Below are 19,212 nucleotides of genomic sequence, written 5' to 3'. Positions count from 1 at the left end.
GCGTCAGCGTGGAATCTGCACTCTCGCGCCCAGAATGTCCAGCGCCGCGCGCTGTAGCCGGGGCATGACATTCTTGCCCAGCGTCACGTCGCCCATGGGCGGACGGCGGCCCAGAAAATGATATTTCTGGGTGCCCAGGCGGTGGTACGGCAGCATTTCGTAGTTGACCCGCGCATAGGGTTTCAGAAAGGCGGCAATGGCGGCAACGGCCTCTTCGCTGTCGTTGAAGCCGGGAATAATCGGGGTGCGCGCCAGAATGGGCAGATCCGGGAATTCCTCGGCCAGGATGCGGAAGTTCTCCAGAATGTGCGCATTGGGCAGGCCGGTCTGAGCCTCGTGCACGGCACTGTCCATCTGCTTGATGTCGAACAGGGCAAAGTTCAGGTAGGGGGCCGCAGCCCGGACCGTGGCCGCGGGCACCATGCCGCAGGTTTCCACGGCTGTCTTGAGCCGCCGGACACGCGCCTGACGCAGCAGGGCCAGGGCAAAATCCGCCTGCAACAGCGGTTCGCCGCCGGACAGGGTCATACCGCCGCCGGAGCGGGAATAAAAGGCCGCGTCCTGCTCCACGGAAGACAGCACATCATCCACGTTGCGCTTTTTGCCGTAGACCAGCAGGCCCTGGGCCGGACAGGCTTCCGCGCAGGGCATGGCCCCGGACGTGGCGCAATCCGCGCAGAGCGAGCGGTCGATACGGGGCTTGCCGTCCCCGCCCCGGCTGACGGCACCGCGTTCGCAGGCCATGAGGCAGTGGCCGCACTTGTCCAGCTCCAGACAGCGCCCGGCATTGTAGGCCAGCTCGGGGCGCGTATGCTGTGACTCGGGATTGCTGCACCAGCGACAGGATAACGCGCAGCCCTTAAGAAATACAATGGTTCTGATGCCCGGCCCGTCATGCACCGAATATTTCTGGATATTGAAAACAAAGCCTTGCTGTTCGAGATCCCGTTGTTCGTCGTCTTCCAGACACATACCGCCTGTCCTTGGGGCTATGGGGGAGAATAAAGGGCGCGGGGAGAGCCGGAAAGAGGTCCGCCCCTCCCCGCGCGCAACCACGGCGTTTACATGGCGTCGTGTTCCGTCCGGGCGATGAGGTCATTCTGCAGATCCGGGGAAAGATCCACAAAATACGCGCTGTAACCGGCGATACGCACAATAAGGTTACGGTACTTCTGCGGGTCCTTCTGGGCGGCCAGAAGCGTCTCGCGGTTGAGCACGTTGAACTGCACATGCCAGAGCTTGAGGTCGCAGAAGGTGCGGATGAAAGAGACCAGTTTTTCCGTGCCCTGCTCGCCTTCCAGGCACTTGGGCGTGAACTTGATGTTCAGCATGCGGGCCGCGCGGTCGCGCATGCCCATATTCTTGGTGTTGTAGTTGGAAAGCAGCACGGCCGTGGGACCGTTGACATCCGCGCCGTGCGAGGCCGAGGTGCCGTCGGAAAGCGGAAAACCGTCGGTGCGTCCGTTGGGCGTGGCGGAAACCACCTTGCCGAAGGGCACGTGGGAGGTGAAGGGCACATAACGCACGTCGTTGTGCATGCCCAGATCCCGCATGCCGTATTTTCCCGCGTATTCCACGGAGATCCTGTCAATGTCGCGGCCGATGGCGTCGGCGTATTCGTCATTGTTGCCGTAGCAGGGGGCGGAGCGCAGCAGGGCGCGCACGTCGTCATAGCCCTCAAAATTGGCGTCGAGTGCTTCGAGGAGCTTGTCCATGCTCAGTTTCTTTTCCTCAAAGACCAGTTTCTTCACTGCCGCCAGGGAATCCACCACCGTGCCCAGGCCCATGTATTCAAAGTATCCCAGATTGATGCCCTCGGGGATCTGCTCCTGATGCAAATCCATGCAGTGCTTCATACACAAATCATGCATGGCCGAACCCATGGGCTGGGCAAAATGCCGGGCGCGCAGTTTGTTGATGATATACTGCTGGGTAAAGGCCGTCTTCAGAAAGAGCATGTGCTGCTGCACATAGGCGTTCCAGAATTCCTCCCAAGTCTTGAATGAACGCGGGTCACCGGTTTCCACGCCCAGCACCCGGTCGCCGTATTTCTTCATCCGGCCGTTGCGCAACGCCATCTCCACAGCCGCGGCGAAATTGATGTACGCGCCGCCGGAGGTATAGGTGTCGCGGTTGGGCATGCGGGCCTCGGTGCAGCCGGACACGGCATAGTCCAAGGCCTCCTCGAAGGTCGCGCCCTTGGAGACATACAGGGGCACCACTTCCTCGTCGTTGATCAGCTTGGGGAAGCCGGAGCCGTCCTTGATGGTTTCGGCCACATCCCAAAGGTAGCGTTCCGGCGCGCGGGAATGGATGCGCGCAGCCAGATCCGGATAATGCAGCGGAAATTCGCGCTTGGACTTGAGGATCAGATAGGTCAGCTCGTTGCTGGCGTCGCGGCCGTCCGGAGTCTGGCCGCCCACGGTCACGGCTTCCCAGTGGGCATATCCTTCATTGAAGGCTCCGCCGGTGGGGGAAATGTACATGTCGATAAACTCGGCCATGCCCACCCACATGCATTCCAGCAGCTCCATGGCCTGCTTGTCGGTGATTGTACCGGCCGCGCGATCCTGCTTGTAATACGGGTAGAGATACTGGTCCATGCGGCCGTTGGAAATGGTGGTGCCGGTTTTCTGCTCAATGCGGGAGAACATCTGGGTGAACCACTGGCTCTGGCAGGCCTCCCAGAAGTCGCGGGCCGGCTCGCCGGGCACGCGCTCGGCATTGTCGGCCATGCGCAGCAGCTCGGCCTTGCGCGTGGGGTCCCGCTCCTTTTCGGCCAGTTCGCGGGCCAGTACGGCATGACGTTTGGCCCAGAGCACTATGGCGTCGCAAACGATGACCACGGCCTCCAGGAAGGGACGCTTTTCGCGGTCGTCCCTGGCGCTCATGGGATCCAGGGCGGCCAGCTTCTCTTGGGCTTCCTTCTTGATGCCGTTGAAGCCGCGCTTCAGGATCTTGGCATAGTCGTGCACCCACTGGATGGAAGAACGGAAGGACGAGGTCTCATTGACGATAAAACGGGAAATCAGGCCTTCGGGATCGTCGTAGGTCAGCTTGTGCACTTCGGGCGGCAGGGCGGCATTAAGGTCCTCATGATAGGTCTTGCCCTTCCAGTACGGCGCAATTTCCTCAATGACGCGCTTGGCGTCCTCGGGCGTGATAGTGGCCGGGGAAGTCCGGCGGGTGGGCAGCTCGCGCACGGCGATGTCCAGAAAGTCGCCGTCCAGTTCGGGATAGAGAATGCCGTAGCGGCCGTCGCAACCGGCACGGCCCAGCAGAAGCTGATCTTCCTGCACACAGACCGAAATATTTTCGGCGATGTGCATGAGTGCCTTGGCCCAACGCAGCACCAGGGGCTGGCCTTCGGTTTCCTTCATGGATTGGGTGAAGTACAGGGCGCGTTCAATATCGATACGCGGCTTCTGCCCGTCGAAGCGTTCCAGCAGTTTGAAAACGCGGGCGTGCGTTTTGCGGAATTTGTCCTCTTTGCCCTCGATCCGATCATAGAGACGCTGTTCCTGGGGGGACCGGCATTCGCAGGTGGTCATGCTCATCATCCAACTCCTGATAATATGTGTGGGGCGTGGGGAACGCCATGAACAGGCGGTAGTTCTCATTCCCTCCGCCCTCTGCATGGGGCATGCCATATTTTTAACATACTGATATATATAAAAAATAAAGAAAATTTACCTTTCTCTGTTTTCGCTGGTCGGCTGTTCTCCGAAAAAAGGCGCAAATTTGCATCATTCAGGAATGAATTCCAAAAAACAGCCGAAAACTTGCGACGCAAATCTGCGACAGCTTCGTGGAACGGCTCGCGACTTTCCCTTTCCAAGGCCTGTCAGGCCTATATGGATCTCTTTTCACAAACAGCGGCCAAGTCCTTAATCTGCAACCGCCGAAAATGTCGCACAATTGCGACATCAACGGCGCATGGCCTCGCTTCGATACTTATTGCATAATATAACTAACTGAAAAGAATAATTATAATTCAATCGCAGAGTATTCCGAGCTGGCACGCATCGTGCAAAACAAAAAAATCACAAAGAGATGGCCAACGGTTGGCCGCATCAGGGGGTTTGTGTTTCGCCACTTTCCAACCCAAGAGAGGATGACGATGCGTAACGTATTTTTGCTGGCGGCGTGTACGGCCGTGACCTGCATGTCTCTGGCCGTCTTCGCGCCTGAGGCCCGTGCGGAAAAACCTCTTACCTTGCGTCTCGGACATCCCATGGCTCCGGGCAACAACGTGACCGTGGGATATGAAAAATTCAAGGAACTGGTGGAAAAAAAGAGCGACCGCAAAATACGCATCCAGATTTTCGGCAACTGTCAGCTGGGTAGCGACCGCGTGACCACTGAAGCGGCCCAGGCGGGCACCCTGGACATGTCCTCCAGCTCCACGCCCAATCTGGCCAGCTTCTCCAAGGCCTACATGGCCATTGATTTGCCCTACGTCACAGACCCCAAAAACCAGGCAAAACTCTACAAGGCCCTTGACGAGGGCGAACTGGGCAAAGCCCTGGACAAGGTAGCCGCGAGCGTGGGCCTGAAAACCATCATGTTCAGCGAATACGGCTACCGCAACTTCGTTTCGACCAAGCATCCCCTCAATGAGGTCAAAGATCTTATGAACCTCAAGGTCCGCACCACCGACTCTCCGGTGGAGGTGGCCGTGGCCACAGAGCTGGGCATGAACCCCGCGCCCGTGGCCTGGGGAGAAACCTATACGGCCCTGCAACAGGGCACCGTGGACGCCGAGGGCAACACTTTTTCCCTGCTCAATGACGCCAAGCACAGCGAAGTGCTCAAGCACGCCATGGATTCGCAGCACAATTATTCCATGCACATGCTGCTGATGAACAAGAAAAAGTGGGACAGCCTGAAGCCGGAACAGCAGAAGATCATCACCGAGGCAGCGCACGAAGCCCTGATCTGGCAGCGTGCCGAAAGCGTCAGGCTCGAGGAAAAGGCCTGGCAGGCTTTCCGCGACAAGGGCATCACCATTACCAGGCTGACGCCCGAGCAACGCGCGGAGCTGAAGCAGAAGACCCAGCCTGTGCGGGACCAGTTCTCCAAGGAAATCCCGGCGGAATTGCTGGCTTTGATTGCCGAGACCCAGAACTAGGAGCTGTTATTGAGGTCCGGGCCGGAAGCACGCTTTCGGCCCGCTTTGGCAAGAGGTCTCGCAGCTACCCACGGGGAAATACATGGACGCCATTGACGGGAAAAAGAGGCCGCTCCACTGGCTGGATCAGAATTTTGAAAGCATTTTCATGGTGACGGGCCTGCTGAGCATCATATTTTTTATCACCTGGCAGGTCATCTACCGCTATATTATTACAAAATTTATCGACCGGGCCGGAGCCGCCGTCTGGACCGAGGAACTTTCACGGTACATCTTTATCTGGATTTCCTATCTGGCCGTTTCCGTGGCCATCCGTAAACGTTCGTCCATCCGCGTGGACATGCTCTATGACCATCTGCCCCCACGTCTCCAGCAAATTAGTTGGATTGTGGTGGAAAGCCTTTTTCTCTGCCTTACCTCCGTCATCGCTTGGTACGGCTGGGGTCAGATTGAGAGGCTGCTGGAATTTCCGCAGCATACCACGGCCCTGGGCATTCCCTATCTCGTTCCTTACCTGATTCTGCCTCTGGGCTTCGGCCTGATGTGCCTGCGCCTGCTGGAATCCCTGTATAAGCAGGTCCGGCTTTGCGGCCTCTCGGATTCCCTGATCGGCTTCGCCCTGACGGGGGCCGTCATCGCGCCCTGTTTCATCTGCGACTATATCGAACCCCTGCACGCGCTGTTCGGCTATTTCGTGCTGCTCTGCGTCATCGGCGTGCCCATCGCCATTTCCCTGGGCCTGTCCACCCTAGCCACCATTATCAGCGCCGACACCCTGCCCATTGAGTATATGGCTCAAGTGGCCTTCACTTCCATCGACAGCTTCCCGATCATGGCCATCCCCTTCTTCATCGCGGCCGGGGTATTCATGGGCGCGGGCGGCCTTTCCCGCCGCCTGCTCAAACTGGCCGACGAAATTGTGGGGGGCCTGTACGGCGGCATGGGCCTCACGGCCATTGTGACCTGCATGTTTTTCGGGGCCATCAGCGGCTCTGGACCGGCCACGGTGGCGGCCATCGGCGCGCTGACCATTCCGGCCATGGTGGAACGCGGCTACGACAAGTTTTTCGCCGCCGCCCTGGTGGCCGCCGCCGGTTGCGTGGGAGTGATGATCCCGCCCAGCAATCCCTTTGTGGTCTATGGCGTTTCGGCCCAGGTTTCCATCGGTGATCTGTTTATGAGCGGCATTGTGCCCGGCGTCCTCACCGGCCTGGTGCTCATGGGCTACTGCTTTTTCTATTCCCGCAGGCGCGGCTGGCGGGGGGAACAGAAGAAACGCACCGTGGACACCTTGAGCAGGGCCGCCTGGGAGGCAAAGTGGGCGCTGATGGTGCCGGTTATCGTGCTGGGCGGTATTTACGGCGGCGTTATGACGCCCACCGAGGCGGCGGCCATCGCGGCGTTTTACGGGCTCATCGTGGGCGTGTTTCTCTACCGCGAAATGAACTGCCGGGCCGTGGCCCGCGCCTGTGAGGAAGCCTGCGAAACCTCCTCCGTCATCATCGTGCTCATGGCCATGGCCACGCTGTTCGGCAACATCATGACCCTCGAGGACGTGCCCGGCACCATCGCCCGCGCCATCCTGAGCTTCACGGAAAGCAAGATCGTCATCCTGCTGCTCATCAACGTGCTGTTGCTCATCGTGGGCACCTTCATGGAAGCCCTGGCCGCCATCGTGATCCTTACGCCTATTCTTCTGCCGGTGGTCACGGGCGTGGGCGTGTCTCCCCTGCATTTCGGCGTGATCATTGTGATCAACCTGGCCATCGGCTTTGTCACCCCGCCGGTGGGCGTGAACCTTTTTGTGGCCAGCGGCGTGGCCAAAGCCAAACTGGAAAAAATCGCCGGCATGGCCCTGCCCATGATCGGCCTGATGCTGCTGGTTCTGCTGCTTTGCACCTACTTCCCGCAGGTACCGCTCTGTCTTGTGGGCGGCAAGTGAGCAAGGTGTATCCGGGCCGCCCCGGAACCGCTTTTAAAATCATAAATAAAACGGCTCAGGAGACTGTAGTATGAAAATCATTGATTTCCGCTTCCGGCCCAACACGCCTGAAATCATCAACGGCATCAAAAACAGCGCTATGTTCAAGGCGGCCTGCAAGGCCATCGGCTTTGACTCCCGCAAGGCCCAGCCCCTTCCCGATATTGTGGCGGACCTCGACCGCCTGGGCGTGGAGCTGGGCGTGATCACAGGCAGGGACTGCGAAACCACCTACGGCTTTCCGGCCAATAACAAGAGCGTGCTGGAATTCTGCCGGGCCTATCCGCAGAAATTCATAGGCTTCTGGGGCATTGACCCGCATAAAAAGATGGCCGCCGTGCGTGAAATCGAACACGTGGTCAAGGACTACGGCATGAAAGGCATCGCCATCGACCCCTATCTGGCGCGCATGCCCGCCTCCGAGGCGCGTTTTTATCCGCTCTACAGCAAGTGCTGTGAGCTGGGCGTGCCGGCCTTCATCACCATGGCCCCGCCGCCGCAGGTACCGGGCGCGATTCTGGAATACGCCGACCCGCGCGACGTGGATAAGGTGGCCCGCGACTTCCCGGAGCTGACCCTGATCATGAGCCACGGCGGTTATCCCTTCGTCAACGAGGCCATCTACACTTGCCTGCGTAACGCCAACGTATATATGGATATTTCTGAATACGAGCGCGCGCCCATGGTGGATGTCTATGTGCGGGCCATGAACGATCTCATCAGCGACAAGGTTCTGTTCGCCAGCGCCCACCCCTTTGTGGAGCTGGCCGACGCGCTGGACGCCTATGCGGGCTTTGAGCTGAGCGCGGATGTCCGCAACAAGGTCATGTACGAAAACGCCCGGCGCGTGCTGCGCCTGGCATGAATCAAAAAATCCGTAACGGGCGCGGCAGAAAAAACCTGAACGCAAAATATCCCGGTTGTCTACCTCTCGGGCGGCAACCGGGATATAAACATCCGGAAACAACGTTGAGCGCGGCCCGGCTATTTTTCCGCTTCAGGCACATCCTTCACGTCCACGATCTTCACGCCGAACTCGGCCACATCCTCGGGCGGCGCATAGAACAGCACCATGAAGGGCACTTCGCCGCCGTGCCGCACATTGGTGTTGTTGGCAAGAATCTCCACCTTGTTGTTCAGGAAGGATTCCATCTCCTTCTCACTGAGCACCTGCAACTGAAAAAGTGAAAGCTGGGTACCCGCAAGCTGCGTCTTGGTAGCCAGGGGCTTTTTGTTTTTGTCGTAAATGGCGGCCTCCACGGTGATCAGTTCCTTGGGTTGCGGAAACTCATTGACCACCCGGCCCTCAATCACAAAAACCCTGCCCTTCACCTTTTCATTATCCACATAATACTGGCGCACATTGCGCATAGTCAGCAACTCGACCTTTTTGGCCAGTTCCTGTTCCGTGGGCGGCGTATCAGGATGCCGCGCGCCGAAATACCAGTACGCGCCGCCTCCCAGACAAAGCAGAATGAGCGCCAGGGCCACCCAGAACTTGCGGCGGCCGCCGGACGGCCGTTCCTGCATATCCGGCAGTTCGTCCTCGCCGGGCAAGACCGCTTCGGGCTCGGGCGCAAAGGGAAATACGGTCTTACAGACCGAACAGCGCAGCTTGACGCCCGGCTTGGCCAGGTTGTCAGGCAGATTGAAACGGCTGGTACAATGCGGACACTTTACTTCCATGCCAATACTCCACAAAACGGTCCGGCCGCCGGAGCCGAAACAAGGCTATTCAGGAATGATCTCACAGACGCCGGGCAGCGTCCGATAACGTTCGGCGTAATCCAGGCCGTAGCCGACAATAAAACCCTTATTCAATACGAAACCGGCAAAATCCACCTTCACGTCGGCCTGACGGCGCTCACGCTTGTCCACCAGAGCGGCCAGACGCAGGCTGCGCGCCTGGCGGGCGGCAAACTGGTCCAGCAGAAAACGCATGCTGTGGCCGCTGTCCACCACGTCTTCCACAATCAGCACGTGCTTGCCGCGGATGTCCACTTCCACATCCTTGTTGAAGATCACATGCTTGGAACTGGCCGAGCTCTTGCCGTAACTGGACAGACGGACAAAATCCAGTTCCAGGTTCTGGTTATGCAAAGCACGTACCAAATCACTGAAAAAGATAACGCCCCCCTTGAGCACGCATATGGCCACCAAGGGTTCCTGTCCGTACAGGCCGTCGATTTCCACGCCCAGCTCACGCACACGCACGGCAATCTGTTCCGGGGTGAACACGGATTTAAGTTCCTTGACCCGCAGCGTCTCAGCCATGCTTCCCCCTATCTTTCCCCGGCCGCCGCCGGGCGCGCGGACACAGTTTCCAATGCGCCGGGCACGTCCAGAAAGACCGCCGTTTCATCACAATCCGGGTATTTGGCGCAATGTACGCAATCAGCCCAGATCTTTTGCGGCAGCACGCTTTTTTCCACCACTCTGAAACCTAAACGGGTAAAAAACGCTTCCTGATAGGTCAGAGCGAAAATCTTTTTCAGATGCAGTTCGCGGCACTCACCAATGCAGGCCGCGACCATCCGCCGCCCCAGGCCCTGACGGCGCAGATCGTCGCGCACCACCAAGGAACAGATCTCTCCCAGGTCCTCCCAAACCGGTGCCAGGGCGCAACAGGCCACGATTTCGCCGTCCGGGGCCTCCACCACAAAAAAATTGCGGATGTGCCCGTACAGATAAATCAGCGCGCGCGGCAACAGCAGACCCTTTTGGGCGCAGGCCAGCAACAGGCCATGCATGGCCTTCACATCGTCCAGATGGGCCTTGCGGGTCAGGTAGTCGTTTTCCATTATTTCTGGCTCAAAAGCTTGTCGATAACCATTTTGAGCATGCTTTCGTCGGCCATGCCCGGCTCGGAAAGAACCAGCGTGCCGTCCTTGGCGTAAAATGCGTTATGCGGAATGCTGCTGATCTGATAAGCCCGGGTGATGTCCCGTCCGGCCAGATAGACCGGATAATCCATGCCCATTTTTTTGACAAAGGGGAGCACGGGCGCGGCGTCCTCGTCAACGGACAGGCTGATGATCACCACGCCCTTGTCCGCGTAAGCCTTGCTGGTCTTGATCAGTTCCGGGATTTCCACCCGGCAGGGCGGGCACCAGGTGGCGAAGAAGTTGAGCATCACCACCTTGCCCTTGTTCTTGGCCAGCAGATCGGTCAAACCGGCCAGGTTCAGCGAGGGCAGCGTTTCAGCCCAGGCAGCGCAGGGCAGAAGAAGGCAGAGCAGCAGGGGCAGGAATATTTTTTTCATGACAAACCTTAATGTGAAAGTTGAAGAATGCGAATAAATGCAACGCGACGCCGCCCTGAACGGGACACGCGGCGGACGAAATCAGACAAAAGTTTTGGCCGCGCGCACCGCGCACACCGCGTCCGGACAATAGGCGTCGGCCCCGATGGCGTCGGCAAAGGCCTGAGTCACGGCCGCGCCGCCCACCATGACCTTGATGGGCAGATCGCGCTCCCGGATCAGGCGGATGGTGTCCTCCATGCGGACCATAGTGGTGGTCATCAGCGCGGAGAGCCCGATGATACGCGCGTTGTGCTCAAGGGCGCAAGCCACAATGGCCTCGGCGGGCACGTCCTTGCCCGCGTCTACCACGTCAAAGCCGTGGTTGCCCAGCAGCAGGGCCACGATATTCTTGCCGATGTCGTGGATATCGCCTTCCACCGTGGCCATGACGATTACCGGACGCTCCTCGGGCCCCCGGTTGGCTTCCAGCCGGGGTTTGAGATGGCTGAAAGCCGTCTGCATGGTTTCCGCGGCGCGGATGAGCTGGGGCAGAAAATATTCCCGGCGTTCGTAGCGCGCGCCCACTTCAGTAATGGCCGGGATCAACGTATCCCGCACCAGGGCAAAAGGGTCGGCTCCGGCCTCCAGTTCCGCCTCCAGCAGGGGCAGCACGTTTTCCTTGTCGCCGGTCAGCACGGCCTCGCCCAGGGTTTTGGCGGCCCCGGCCTTGTCGCCCTGGCGCAGGGTCACGCCGCCCGCCGGTTTCCATTCCGCATAGGAGGCGATGAAGGATTCGGCGTGTGGATCATGGGCCCCGAGCACGCGCATGGCGTCCACGGCTTCGCGCAGGCGCGTGGCCGAGGGATTGGCAATGCAGGACGTGAGGCCCGCGCCCGCGGCCATGCACAGAAAGGTGGCGTTGAGCAGTTCACGGGCGGGCAGGCCGAAAGAGGTATTGGAAAGCCCCAAGGTGGTGGGCAGGCCCTGAGAACGGCACCAGCGCGCCATTTCAAGACACTGGCGGCCGCCTTCGGCCTTGGAGGACACGGCCAGCGCCAGGATGTCCACCATCACCAGGCGGCGCGGAATGCCCAGACCGGCCGCCCTCTCCAGCAGATTTTCCACAATGCGGATGCGCTCGGAAGCCTGCACCGGCAGCTTCGCGCCCTGTAACGGCAGCAGGATGAAAGGCGCGCCGTAATCCCGGCAGAGCGGACCCAGCACATCCATGCGATCGGCCTCGCCGCTGATGGAATTGACCAGAAAGGAGCCGGGACAGTACGGCAAAGCCTTGGCAATGGCCTCGGCGTTGGAGGAATCCAGCGAGAGCGGCAGAGTCAGCCGCCCGATCAGGCGCTGAGCCAGCTCGGGCAGCAGGCTGGTTTCATCCACCAGGGATGCGCCCACATTGACGTCCAGCACCCCGGCCCCGGCCTCCACCTGCTGGTCGGCCAGTTGCAGGGCCGCGTCAAAGCGGCCTTCCTGCAATTCCTGGGTGAGCACTTTTTTGCCTGTGGGATTGATGCGCTCGCCGATAATCACCAGGGCTTCGCCCGCGCCGATGCGCACCAGTTGTGAACGGCTTGTCAGGCAAATGCCGTCCCGGCGCGCCGCTTCCGAAGGACTGTAGTCCATACCGCGCACGGCTTGGGCCAGGGCCGCCAGATGTCGGGGCGTGGTACCGCAGCAGCCGCCCAGAATGCGTGCGCCCAGTCCGGCAAAGGCTGCTGTTTTTTGCGCGAATTCCTCGGGACCCAGGGGAAAGACCGTCACATTGCCGCGCAGCTCGGGCAGACCGGCGTTGGGCTCGGCCATAACCGGGCAGGCGCAGGTTTCAAGCAACTCCCGGACCACCGGCAGCATCTGGTCCGGGCCCAGGCTGCAGTTGGTGCCCACCACGTCCACGCCCAGATTCTGCATGGTTTCGGCGAAAATGGCCGGGCTGGAGCCGGTCAGGCTGACGCCCTGCTCAAAGGTCATAGAGACCATGACCGGCAGATCGCATTCCCGGCGGGCCGCCACCACAGCGGCGCGGGCCTCGGCCAGGTCGAACTGGGTTTCTACAAAAATCAGGTCCGCCCCACCGGCCACCAAGCCGCGGATCTGGGCGGCAAAACCGGCGATGAGCTCGCGCGGCTCCACCGGTCCCAGGGGTTTGGCGAACTGGCCGCTGGGTCCCACGTTGCCGGCCACAAAAACAGGCCGCCCCGCGTCGTGTGCGGCTTCCCGGGCCACTTCGGCCATACGCTTGTTGAAAGCGAAGACGTCCAGTTCCTTGGGCAGCTTGTAAGGATTGCCGCCGAAGGTGCAGGTAGTCAGCAGATCCACCCCGGCGTCCAGATAGGCCTTGTGGATGCCCCGCAATACCTGGGGGCTTTCCATGCAAAACTGTTCCGGACTCATGCCCACGGGCAGGCCGGAGGCCTGCAGCATGGTGCCCATGGCCCCGTCGAGCAGCAGAGGACGCCCGAGGCCGAGCGCCTGTCTGAATGTCATGTCAGCCATTTTATCCACTTCTTGTTGTTACGGGCGGACACAGGCACGCTGATCACCCGCACGGGGCGAGGGACCGGCATTTTTTGCTCTCCGCCTTCAAAGGCTGTATAAAAAATAAGCAACAAGCGCCCGGTGTCATAATTACGCCTGCGGCGTTTAACAGGCACGGGGGCCGCTACGCCGAAAACCACGCTTTTCGGCTCGCCCCACCGCCATTGGCGGCGCGCATTCCCCTATTGGGGTTGTGACAAGCGTCTCTTGACGCGAGGCTTGCGTTTTTCAGCACTACCCGACCGGAAAAGCCTTCCGGGTCGCGGCTGAGTTTTTAGTACTGAAAAACATTGAAAAGGACAAACCAAAACTATAGCATAAGGCATTGCCGCCTGTTCCGAGCGGCAGTGATTGAGTATAAATAAAATGAAAAAAAATAATAAGATAGCCCCTTCCACGCGGCATAAGAGTGGAAAAAGCAATACGGCCCCTAAAAAAGTCGAGCCTGAAATCGAAGTGCTTGAGGCTCCGCGCGAAGCCGGGGAGGACGAAGAACAGAATCTGGAAACGCTGGATCTGCTGGACGGCGAAGAACTGGCAGCGGGTGAAGTGCTGGATGTGGACGACGACAAGGATGCCGAGCCGGAGCTGGCCCTGGAGGAAGGAAGCGACGGCGCCCTTCCCGCCCCGAGCGTGCCGCGTCTGCCTTCTCCGGCGGGCGCACGCGACAGCCTGCACCTTTATCTGCGCGAGGTAAGCCGCTTTCCCATGCTCAAGCCTGAAGAGGAACATGAGCTGGCTCTCCGCGTGCGCGACCATAACGACCCTGACGCGGCTTTCCGGCTGGTGTCTTCCCATTTGCGGCTGGTGGTGCGCATCGCCATGGACTTCCAGCGCCGCTGGATGCAGAACGTGCTGGATCTGGTGCAGGAGGGCAACGTGGGCCTGATGCGCGCGGTGAACAAATTTGATCCCGACAAGGGCATCAAGTTCTCCTACTACGCCTCGTTCTGGATCAAGGCCTACATCCTCAAGTTCATCATGGACAACTGGCGGATGGTCAAGATCGGCACAACCCAGGTGCAGCGCAAGCTGTTCTATAATCTGAACCGCGAGCGCCAGAAGCTGATCGCCCAGGGCTACGACCCTGACGCGGCCATGTTGTCCGAACGCCTGGGCGTGACCGAGGACCAGATCAATGAGATGGACCAGCGCCTGGCCTCCACGGACCTCTCGCTCAACGTCCAGGTGGGCGAGGATTCCGGCGGGGCCAGCCGCATGGACTTTCTGCCCGCCTTGGGCCCCGGCATTGAGGACACCCTGGCCTCGGACGAGATCGCGGGCTTGGTGCGCTCGCGCCTGAAAACCATCATGCCCAAGCTCAATGAAAAGGAAGTGTATATCCTGCAGAACCGCCTGCTCACCGACGAGCCCGTCACCTTGCGCGAGATAGGCGAACGGTATAACGTTACGCGCGAACGCGTCCGCCAGCTTGAGGCCCGGCTTCTGGAAAAAATCCGCCAACACCTCACCCTGGACATCAAGGACTTTTCAGACGCATGGATACAATCATAAACGCCGCTGTCCGCCCGTCAATCGGACAGCGGCGCGGCGTGCAAAAGGCTTCGCTTTGACGCGACAAGGAAGCATTATTGCTTGTTGGGGCCAGCTTTCAGAAATATCGCCGTGGTTGCGGCTTTTTTAACCGAACGGCATTGAATTATAATGAAACGTAAAACCATAGCGTTGCTCTGCGCCCTCGCGCTGACCGCCACGACATCGCTTTCGCTCCTCGGCTGCGGCGGCTGCGCCGGCAACAAGCCACAGGGTGCACAGGCTTCAGGGCAATCCGCCGTTGAGGAAAAGTCCGCGCCCATGCTGAAGGAGCCAGCCAGCCTGCAGGACGTGCCCGTGCGTCCGCTGGAAGCTGAACTCTCGCCCGAAGCGCGGAACACCTATGCCTATCTGCTCTACGCCCAGGCCCTGCTGGACGAGGACGAGGCGGCCCTGTTGCAGGCCGCGTCCATGCTCAAGGAATCTCCGGTTCCGGCCAAGGTCTGGATGGAGGGCGGCGTCTGGCTGATGAGCCGCAAGTCCCCCAATGCCGTGATTTTGCTGGAACAGGCCTTGAGCGTTTGGCCCGAAGACATGTCGCTCAATCTGCTCTATGCCGAAGCGCTCATGGAGCACGGCATGCCCGAGCGCGGCGTGACGCTGATGCGCGTCTATCTGCAAAAACATCCGGATTCTCTGGACGCCCGTCTGGAACTGGCCCTGCTGTTGGTCAAAAGCAAACAGTTCACGGAAGCCGAAAAGCTGCTCAACAGCATTCCGGCCAAGCAGCGCTCCCCCCTGGTGGACTACTATCACGCCAGGGCGCTGATCGGCATGGCCCGCCAGAACGACGCCGTTCCCTATCTCCAGAAAGCCGTCAAGGAAATGCCGGACTTTGTGGAGGCCCTGGCCGAGCTGGCCTTCATTCACGAGCAGCGCGGGGAATTGCGCGAAGCGCGCACGGTCTATGAGAAACTGATCAAGCTCAATTTTTCCACCCAGGATGTGGCCCTCAGGCTGGTCAACATCTCCCTGCGCCTGAAACAGCCCGAGAAGGCGCTCCAGTACATGCGCCTCGGCCCGGCCACCGTGCCCTTCAAGCTCACGGTGGCCAGCATGTTCATGGATTCGCGCCACTATCTCCAGGCCGAAAGCCTGCTCAAGCAGATCGTGGCCGACGGCGGCGCGCCCGGCGAGGTCTACCTGTTGCTGGCGGATCTGACCTATGAGCAGCGCCGGGATCTGCCCATGGCCTTGTCCTGGCTGGACAAAATGCCGCCTACAAGCAAAAGCGCCGGCCGCTCCCGTCTGTTGCGCGCCCAGTTGCTGGCCGAAGCCGGACAGAACGAAAAGGCGCTCAAGGTGGTGCGCCAGGGCCAGAAGGATTTTGCCGACGTGCCCGACTTTTGGGAGTTTGAAATCCGTCTGATGGCCCGCCAGAAGCAGATGGCGGACGCCCTTAAAGTGGCCCGCGCGGCTGTCAAGACCTGGCCGGACAATACGGATCTGGCCTTTCTGCTCGGTTCCCTGCTGGACGAAACCGGCGACAAGAAGAACGCCTTCACGGTAATGGAAGGCATTCTGACCAACCACCCGGACAATTATCAAGCCCTGAACTATGTGGGCTATACCCTAGCCGAGGAAAACCGGGATCTGGAACGGGCCGTCAAATTGCTGGTCAGGGCCGACGAACTTTCGCCCAATCAGTCCTATATTGTGGATTCCCTGGCCTGGGCCCTGTTCAAGTCCGGCCGCCAGGAAGAGGCCCTGAAAGAAATCCGCCGGGCCGTGAAGCTGGGTGATCAGGTGGATTCCTCCATTTGGGAGCATTACGGCGACATCGCTCTGCGCTCGGGCCTCAAAGACGAGGCCCGCAAAGCCTACCAGAAGGCCCTGGACCTCAAACCCGCCAATGCCGAAGCATTGCGCCAGCGTCTTTCAACACTATGAAAAAACTCGCTCTTCTCTGTTGTTTCCTTCTGGCCTGCGCCTGCGCCAAGCAGCCTTCCACCGCCGATTTGGGCCCGGAAGCACAAGCCCGCCTGGAAAACCGCTGGCAAAAGTTCACGGGCGCGAGCGACGCCGCGCCGCTCGCGCCCTACCGCCTGCAAATGAGCCTGCGTTTCGGCACCGAGGGCGACACCCGTCGGGTCACGGCCCTGTTCTGGGGCAACGGCGGACGCCAGCTGCGCCTGGACGTCATGGCCGGCGTGGGTGCGGTGGTGGCAAAAATCCTGGAGGACGGCCAGCATTTTCTGGTCTACAGCCCGGGCGAAAACAAAGCCTATTTCTACCAGGGCGCGGTCAAACCGCTGCTCAAGGTGGGCGTGCCCGTGCCCTTTGATCTGGAACATCTGGCGGACCTGCTCAACGGCCGCTATGCCGCTGTGTTCGGCGCGGAACACACCGCCGCCGCGCTGTTGCCCGACGACCTGGCGCGCTACGAGCTGAGCGGCAAGCCCGGCGGCAGCGTAAACCTCAATGCCGAGGGACTGCCCGTGGCTTGGCGCGAAGCTCCGCAGGGCGGCAAGGGCTGGAGCATGGAAATCGCCTACGACGACGCCGTGCCGCCGCTGCCCCGTCGCCTGACTCTGACCCACAGCAACGGCAAGCGCGCCATCCTGTTGGTCAAGGAAAGGGAAAAACCGGCCAAGGCCTTTACCGAAGAGCAGATGCGCCTTACCTTGCCGGAAGGCGTGCCTTTGTTGCCGCTTTCCCAGTACAAGGCGCAGTAGTCCATTTTTCTTTGCAAGGAGAGTTTATGCAACGCATCCATCTGGCCTCGGATCACGCCGGCTTCGACCTGAAAGCCACCTTGGCCCAGCATCTGACCGGACTCGGCTATGAGGTCATCGACGACGGCGCCTATTCCAAAGACAGTTGCGATTATCCCGTCTTCGCCCATAAACTCTGCGAAGCCGTGGAACGAGAAAACTGCCCCGGCATTCTGATTTGCGGCACGGGCATCGGCATGTCTCTGGCGGCCAACCGCCATCCCGGCATCCGGGCCGCGCTCTGCACCACCGAGCTGCACGCCCGCTTCGGCCGCCGCCACAACAACGCCAATGTGCTCTGCCTGGGCGCGCGTGTCACGGGCGTGGAGCTGGCTTTGGCGATCGTGGGAACCTTTCTGGAAAACCAGTTTGAAGGGGGCCGCCATCAGCGCCGCCTGGATTTGCTCAAGGTTCCCGCCTGAGGCGGAGGCTGGCCGACGGCCGTTTCCGCCGCTTTTTCCAGGACAGTACCAAGGACCGGCTCTGGGACTCCTGCTGGAGCAATTCACTCTTTTCAAACGTGCATTACTCTAAAAGCAAGAATCATTCAGGAACAGCCCCTAAAGGATCATCATGCAGATTTACAATACTCTGGGCCGTCAAAAAGAAGAATTCATTCCTGTCCGGCCGGGCAAAGTGCATATGTACGTCTGCGGCATCACCGCCTATGACTACTGCCATATCGGCCACGCCCGTTCCGCCCTGGTGTTCGATGCACTGGTCCGCCATCTGCGCCATCTGGGCCTGGAAGTCACCTTTGTGCGCAATTTTACGGATGTGGACGACAAGATCATCAACCGCGCCAACAAGGAAGGCCGCGACTGGCAGGAAGTGGCCCAAACCTATATCGACGCCTTTCATGAAGACATGGACCGCCTGGGCGTGCTGCGCGCGGACCTGGAACCGCGCGCCACGGAATATATCCCCCAGATCCAGGAGCTTTGCGCCAAGCTGATCGCCGAGGGCACGGCCTACGCCACGCCGTCGGGCGACGTCTACTTCCGGGTGCGCTCTTACCCGCCCTACGGCAAACTTTCCGGCCGCAGCCTGGATGAACTGCTTTCGGGCGCGCGCGTGGCGCCGGGCGAAGAAAAGGAAGATCCGCTGGATTTCGCCCTCTGGAAGGCCGCCAAGCCCGGCGAGCCCTCCTGGGACAGCCCCTGGGGCAAGGGCCGTCCCGGCTGGCATATTGAATGCTCGGCCATGAGCAGCCCCTATTTGCCCCTGGATATCCACGGAGGGGGCCAGGATCTGGTCTTCCCGCACCATGAAAACGAAATTGCCCAGTCCGAAGCCGTGTGCCGTTGCGAGCTGGCCCGCTACTGGGTGCACAACGGCTTTGTGCAGGTCAATGCGGAAAAAATGTCCAAATCCTTGGGCAACTTCAAAACCATCCGCGACATTCTGGGAAGCTATCTGCCCGAAACTCTCCGCTTTTTCCTGCTGGGCAAGCACTATCGCAGCCCCATCGATTTTACCGCCGAAGGCATGGACGAGGCGGAAAAAGCCCAGCACCGGGTCTATTCTTCCCTGATGGAGGCCCGCAAGGCTCTGGAGCGCGCCTCATGGAAAAAGACGCCTCTGCCCGCCGAGTTGTCGGCGGAATGGGCTGCCCTGCCCCAGGCCTTTGAAGCCGCGCTGGACGACGACCTGAACACGGCCCAGGCCTTGGGCCAAATCTTCTCCCAGGTGCGCATCGTCAATCGCCTGCTGGAAGAAAAAAATCTGCGCGCGGCTGAAAGCACGCGGGATCTGCTGGAGGATTTTCTGGCCCGCGCCCGCGACTGGGATGCTCAGCTGGGCCTGTTCGGCAGGGATCCCGTCGAATTTCTGACCGAACTGCGCGCCATGCGCGCCGCTCGTAAAAACCTGGATATGGACCGTGTGGAAGATCTGCTGCGCCAGCGGCGGGAAGTCCGCATGCAGAAGGATTTTACCCGCTCCGACGCCCTGCGCCGGGAATTGCTCGACCTGGGCGTAAACGTGCGGGATACGCCGGAAGGACAGGCCTGGGATCTGGAATAGCCAGCATTCCCGGACG

15 protein-coding genes are annotated in these 19,212 nt (G+C 60.1%); 8 read left to right on the top strand and 7 right to left on the bottom strand.

The window, feature by feature from the left end; genetic code table 11:
- Positions 1-3: 3 nt before the first annotated feature.
- Together hpsH and hpsG are read right to left on the bottom strand one after the other, a co-directional pair.
- On the bottom strand, positions 4-972 hold the full coding sequence (hpsH, locus tag HMPREF0326_RS09235) for a (2S)-3-sulfopropanediol dehydratase activating enzyme (protein ID WP_008684338.1): 969 nt from the start codon (positions 970-972) through the stop codon (positions 4-6).
- Positions 973-1,061: 89 nt separating this feature from the next.
- Positions 1,062-3,557 carry a (2S)-3-sulfopropanediol dehydratase gene (gene hpsG, locus HMPREF0326_RS09230; RefSeq protein WP_008684339.1) on the bottom strand — a complete coding sequence of 832 codons (2,496 nt, stop codon included), beginning with the start codon at positions 3,555-3,557 and terminating at the stop codon, positions 1,062-1,064.
- Positions 3,558-4,120: 563 nt separating this feature from the next.
- Here hpsG and HMPREF0326_RS09225 point away from each other — a divergent pair.
- The 3 genes from HMPREF0326_RS09225 (at position 4,121) to HMPREF0326_RS09215 (ending at position 7,977) form a co-directional block, all read left to right on the top strand.
- Positions 4,121-5,131, top strand: a complete 1,011-nt coding sequence (locus HMPREF0326_RS09225; RefSeq protein WP_008684340.1) for a TRAP transporter substrate-binding protein — start codon at positions 4,121-4,123, stop codon at positions 5,129-5,131.
- 82 nt (positions 5,132-5,213) lie between these two features.
- The gene (locus HMPREF0326_RS09220) at positions 5,214-7,073 is read left to right on the top strand and encodes a TRAP transporter large permease (protein WP_008684342.1); all 1,860 of its coding nucleotides are present in this window, start codon (positions 5,214-5,216) and stop codon (positions 7,071-7,073) included.
- A 70-nt stretch (positions 7,074-7,143) separates the two neighbouring features.
- Positions 7,144-7,977 (top strand): amidohydrolase family protein, encoded by an 834-nt coding sequence (locus tag HMPREF0326_RS09215; RefSeq protein ID WP_008684343.1) that lies wholly within the window; start codon positions 7,144-7,146, stop codon positions 7,975-7,977.
- A 119-nt stretch (positions 7,978-8,096) separates the two neighbouring features.
- Here the strand turns inward: HMPREF0326_RS09215 and HMPREF0326_RS09210 are convergent, their stop codons facing one another.
- The 5 genes from HMPREF0326_RS09210 to HMPREF0326_RS09190 all read right to left on the bottom strand — a co-directional run bounded on the left by HMPREF0326_RS09210 (position 8,097) and on the right by HMPREF0326_RS09190 (position 12,852).
- A complete protein-coding gene (locus HMPREF0326_RS09210) occupies positions 8,097-8,798 on the bottom strand; it encodes a zinc-ribbon and DUF3426 domain-containing protein (RefSeq protein WP_009301700.1) in 702 nt (233 codons plus the stop codon).
- A gap of 45 nt (positions 8,799-8,843) precedes the next feature.
- Positions 8,844-9,386 (bottom strand): hypoxanthine phosphoribosyltransferase, encoded by a 543-nt coding sequence (gene hpt / locus HMPREF0326_RS09205; protein WP_008684345.1) that lies wholly within the window; start codon positions 9,384-9,386, stop codon positions 8,844-8,846.
- Between the two features lie 8 nt (positions 9,387-9,394).
- Positions 9,395-9,913: an N-acetyltransferase gene (locus tag HMPREF0326_RS09200; protein ID WP_008684346.1), complete on the bottom strand. Its 519-nt coding sequence runs from the start codon at positions 9,911-9,913 to the stop codon at positions 9,395-9,397.
- Complete coding sequence (locus HMPREF0326_RS09195; RefSeq protein WP_008684347.1) at positions 9,913-10,374, bottom strand: TlpA family protein disulfide reductase; 462 nt, start codon at positions 10,372-10,374, stop codon at positions 9,913-9,915. The genes HMPREF0326_RS09200 and HMPREF0326_RS09195 overlap by 1 nt, the downstream gene beginning before the upstream one ends.
- 81 nt (positions 10,375-10,455) lie before the next feature.
- Complete coding sequence (locus HMPREF0326_RS09190) at positions 10,456-12,852, bottom strand: homocysteine S-methyltransferase family protein (RefSeq protein ID WP_009301701.1); 2,397 nt, start codon at positions 12,850-12,852, stop codon at positions 10,456-10,458.
- 417 nt (positions 12,853-13,269) lie between these two features.
- Here HMPREF0326_RS09190 and HMPREF0326_RS09185 point away from each other — a divergent pair, with 417 nt between their 5' ends.
- The 5 genes from HMPREF0326_RS09185 to cysS all read left to right on the top strand — a co-directional run bounded on the left by HMPREF0326_RS09185 (position 13,270) and on the right by cysS (position 19,196).
- Positions 13,270-14,418, top strand: a complete 1,149-nt coding sequence (locus tag HMPREF0326_RS09185) for an RNA polymerase factor sigma-32 (protein ID WP_020990467.1) — start codon at positions 13,270-13,272, stop codon at positions 14,416-14,418.
- Between the two features lie 150 nt (positions 14,419-14,568).
- Positions 14,569-16,347 carry a tetratricopeptide repeat protein gene (locus HMPREF0326_RS09180; RefSeq protein WP_020990466.1) on the top strand — a complete coding sequence of 593 codons (1,779 nt, stop codon included), beginning with the start codon at positions 14,569-14,571 and terminating at the stop codon, positions 16,345-16,347.
- Entirely contained in the window at positions 16,344-17,132 is a 789-nt protein-coding gene (locus HMPREF0326_RS09175; RefSeq protein ID WP_008684359.1) for a hypothetical protein, read from the top strand. The genes HMPREF0326_RS09180 and HMPREF0326_RS09175 overlap by 4 nt, the downstream gene beginning before the upstream one ends.
- Before the next feature lie 26 nt (positions 17,133-17,158).
- Positions 17,159-17,593, top strand: a complete 435-nt coding sequence (gene rpiB / locus HMPREF0326_RS09170; protein ID WP_008684360.1) for a ribose 5-phosphate isomerase B — start codon at positions 17,159-17,161, stop codon at positions 17,591-17,593.
- 151 nt (positions 17,594-17,744) lie between these two features.
- Complete coding sequence (gene cysS, locus HMPREF0326_RS09165) at positions 17,745-19,196, top strand: cysteine--tRNA ligase (protein WP_008684362.1); 1,452 nt, start codon at positions 17,745-17,747, stop codon at positions 19,194-19,196.
- The last annotated feature ends 16 nt before the right edge of the window (positions 19,197-19,212 follow it).

Source organism: Desulfovibrio sp. 3_1_syn3 (genome assembly GCF_000145315.2).
Taxonomy (GTDB): domain Bacteria; phylum Desulfobacterota; class Desulfovibrionia; order Desulfovibrionales; family Desulfovibrionaceae; genus Desulfovibrio; species Desulfovibrio fairfieldensis.
Note: the sequence above shows the minus strand (reverse complement) of the source record. Positions and strands in the feature narration are given on the sequence as shown.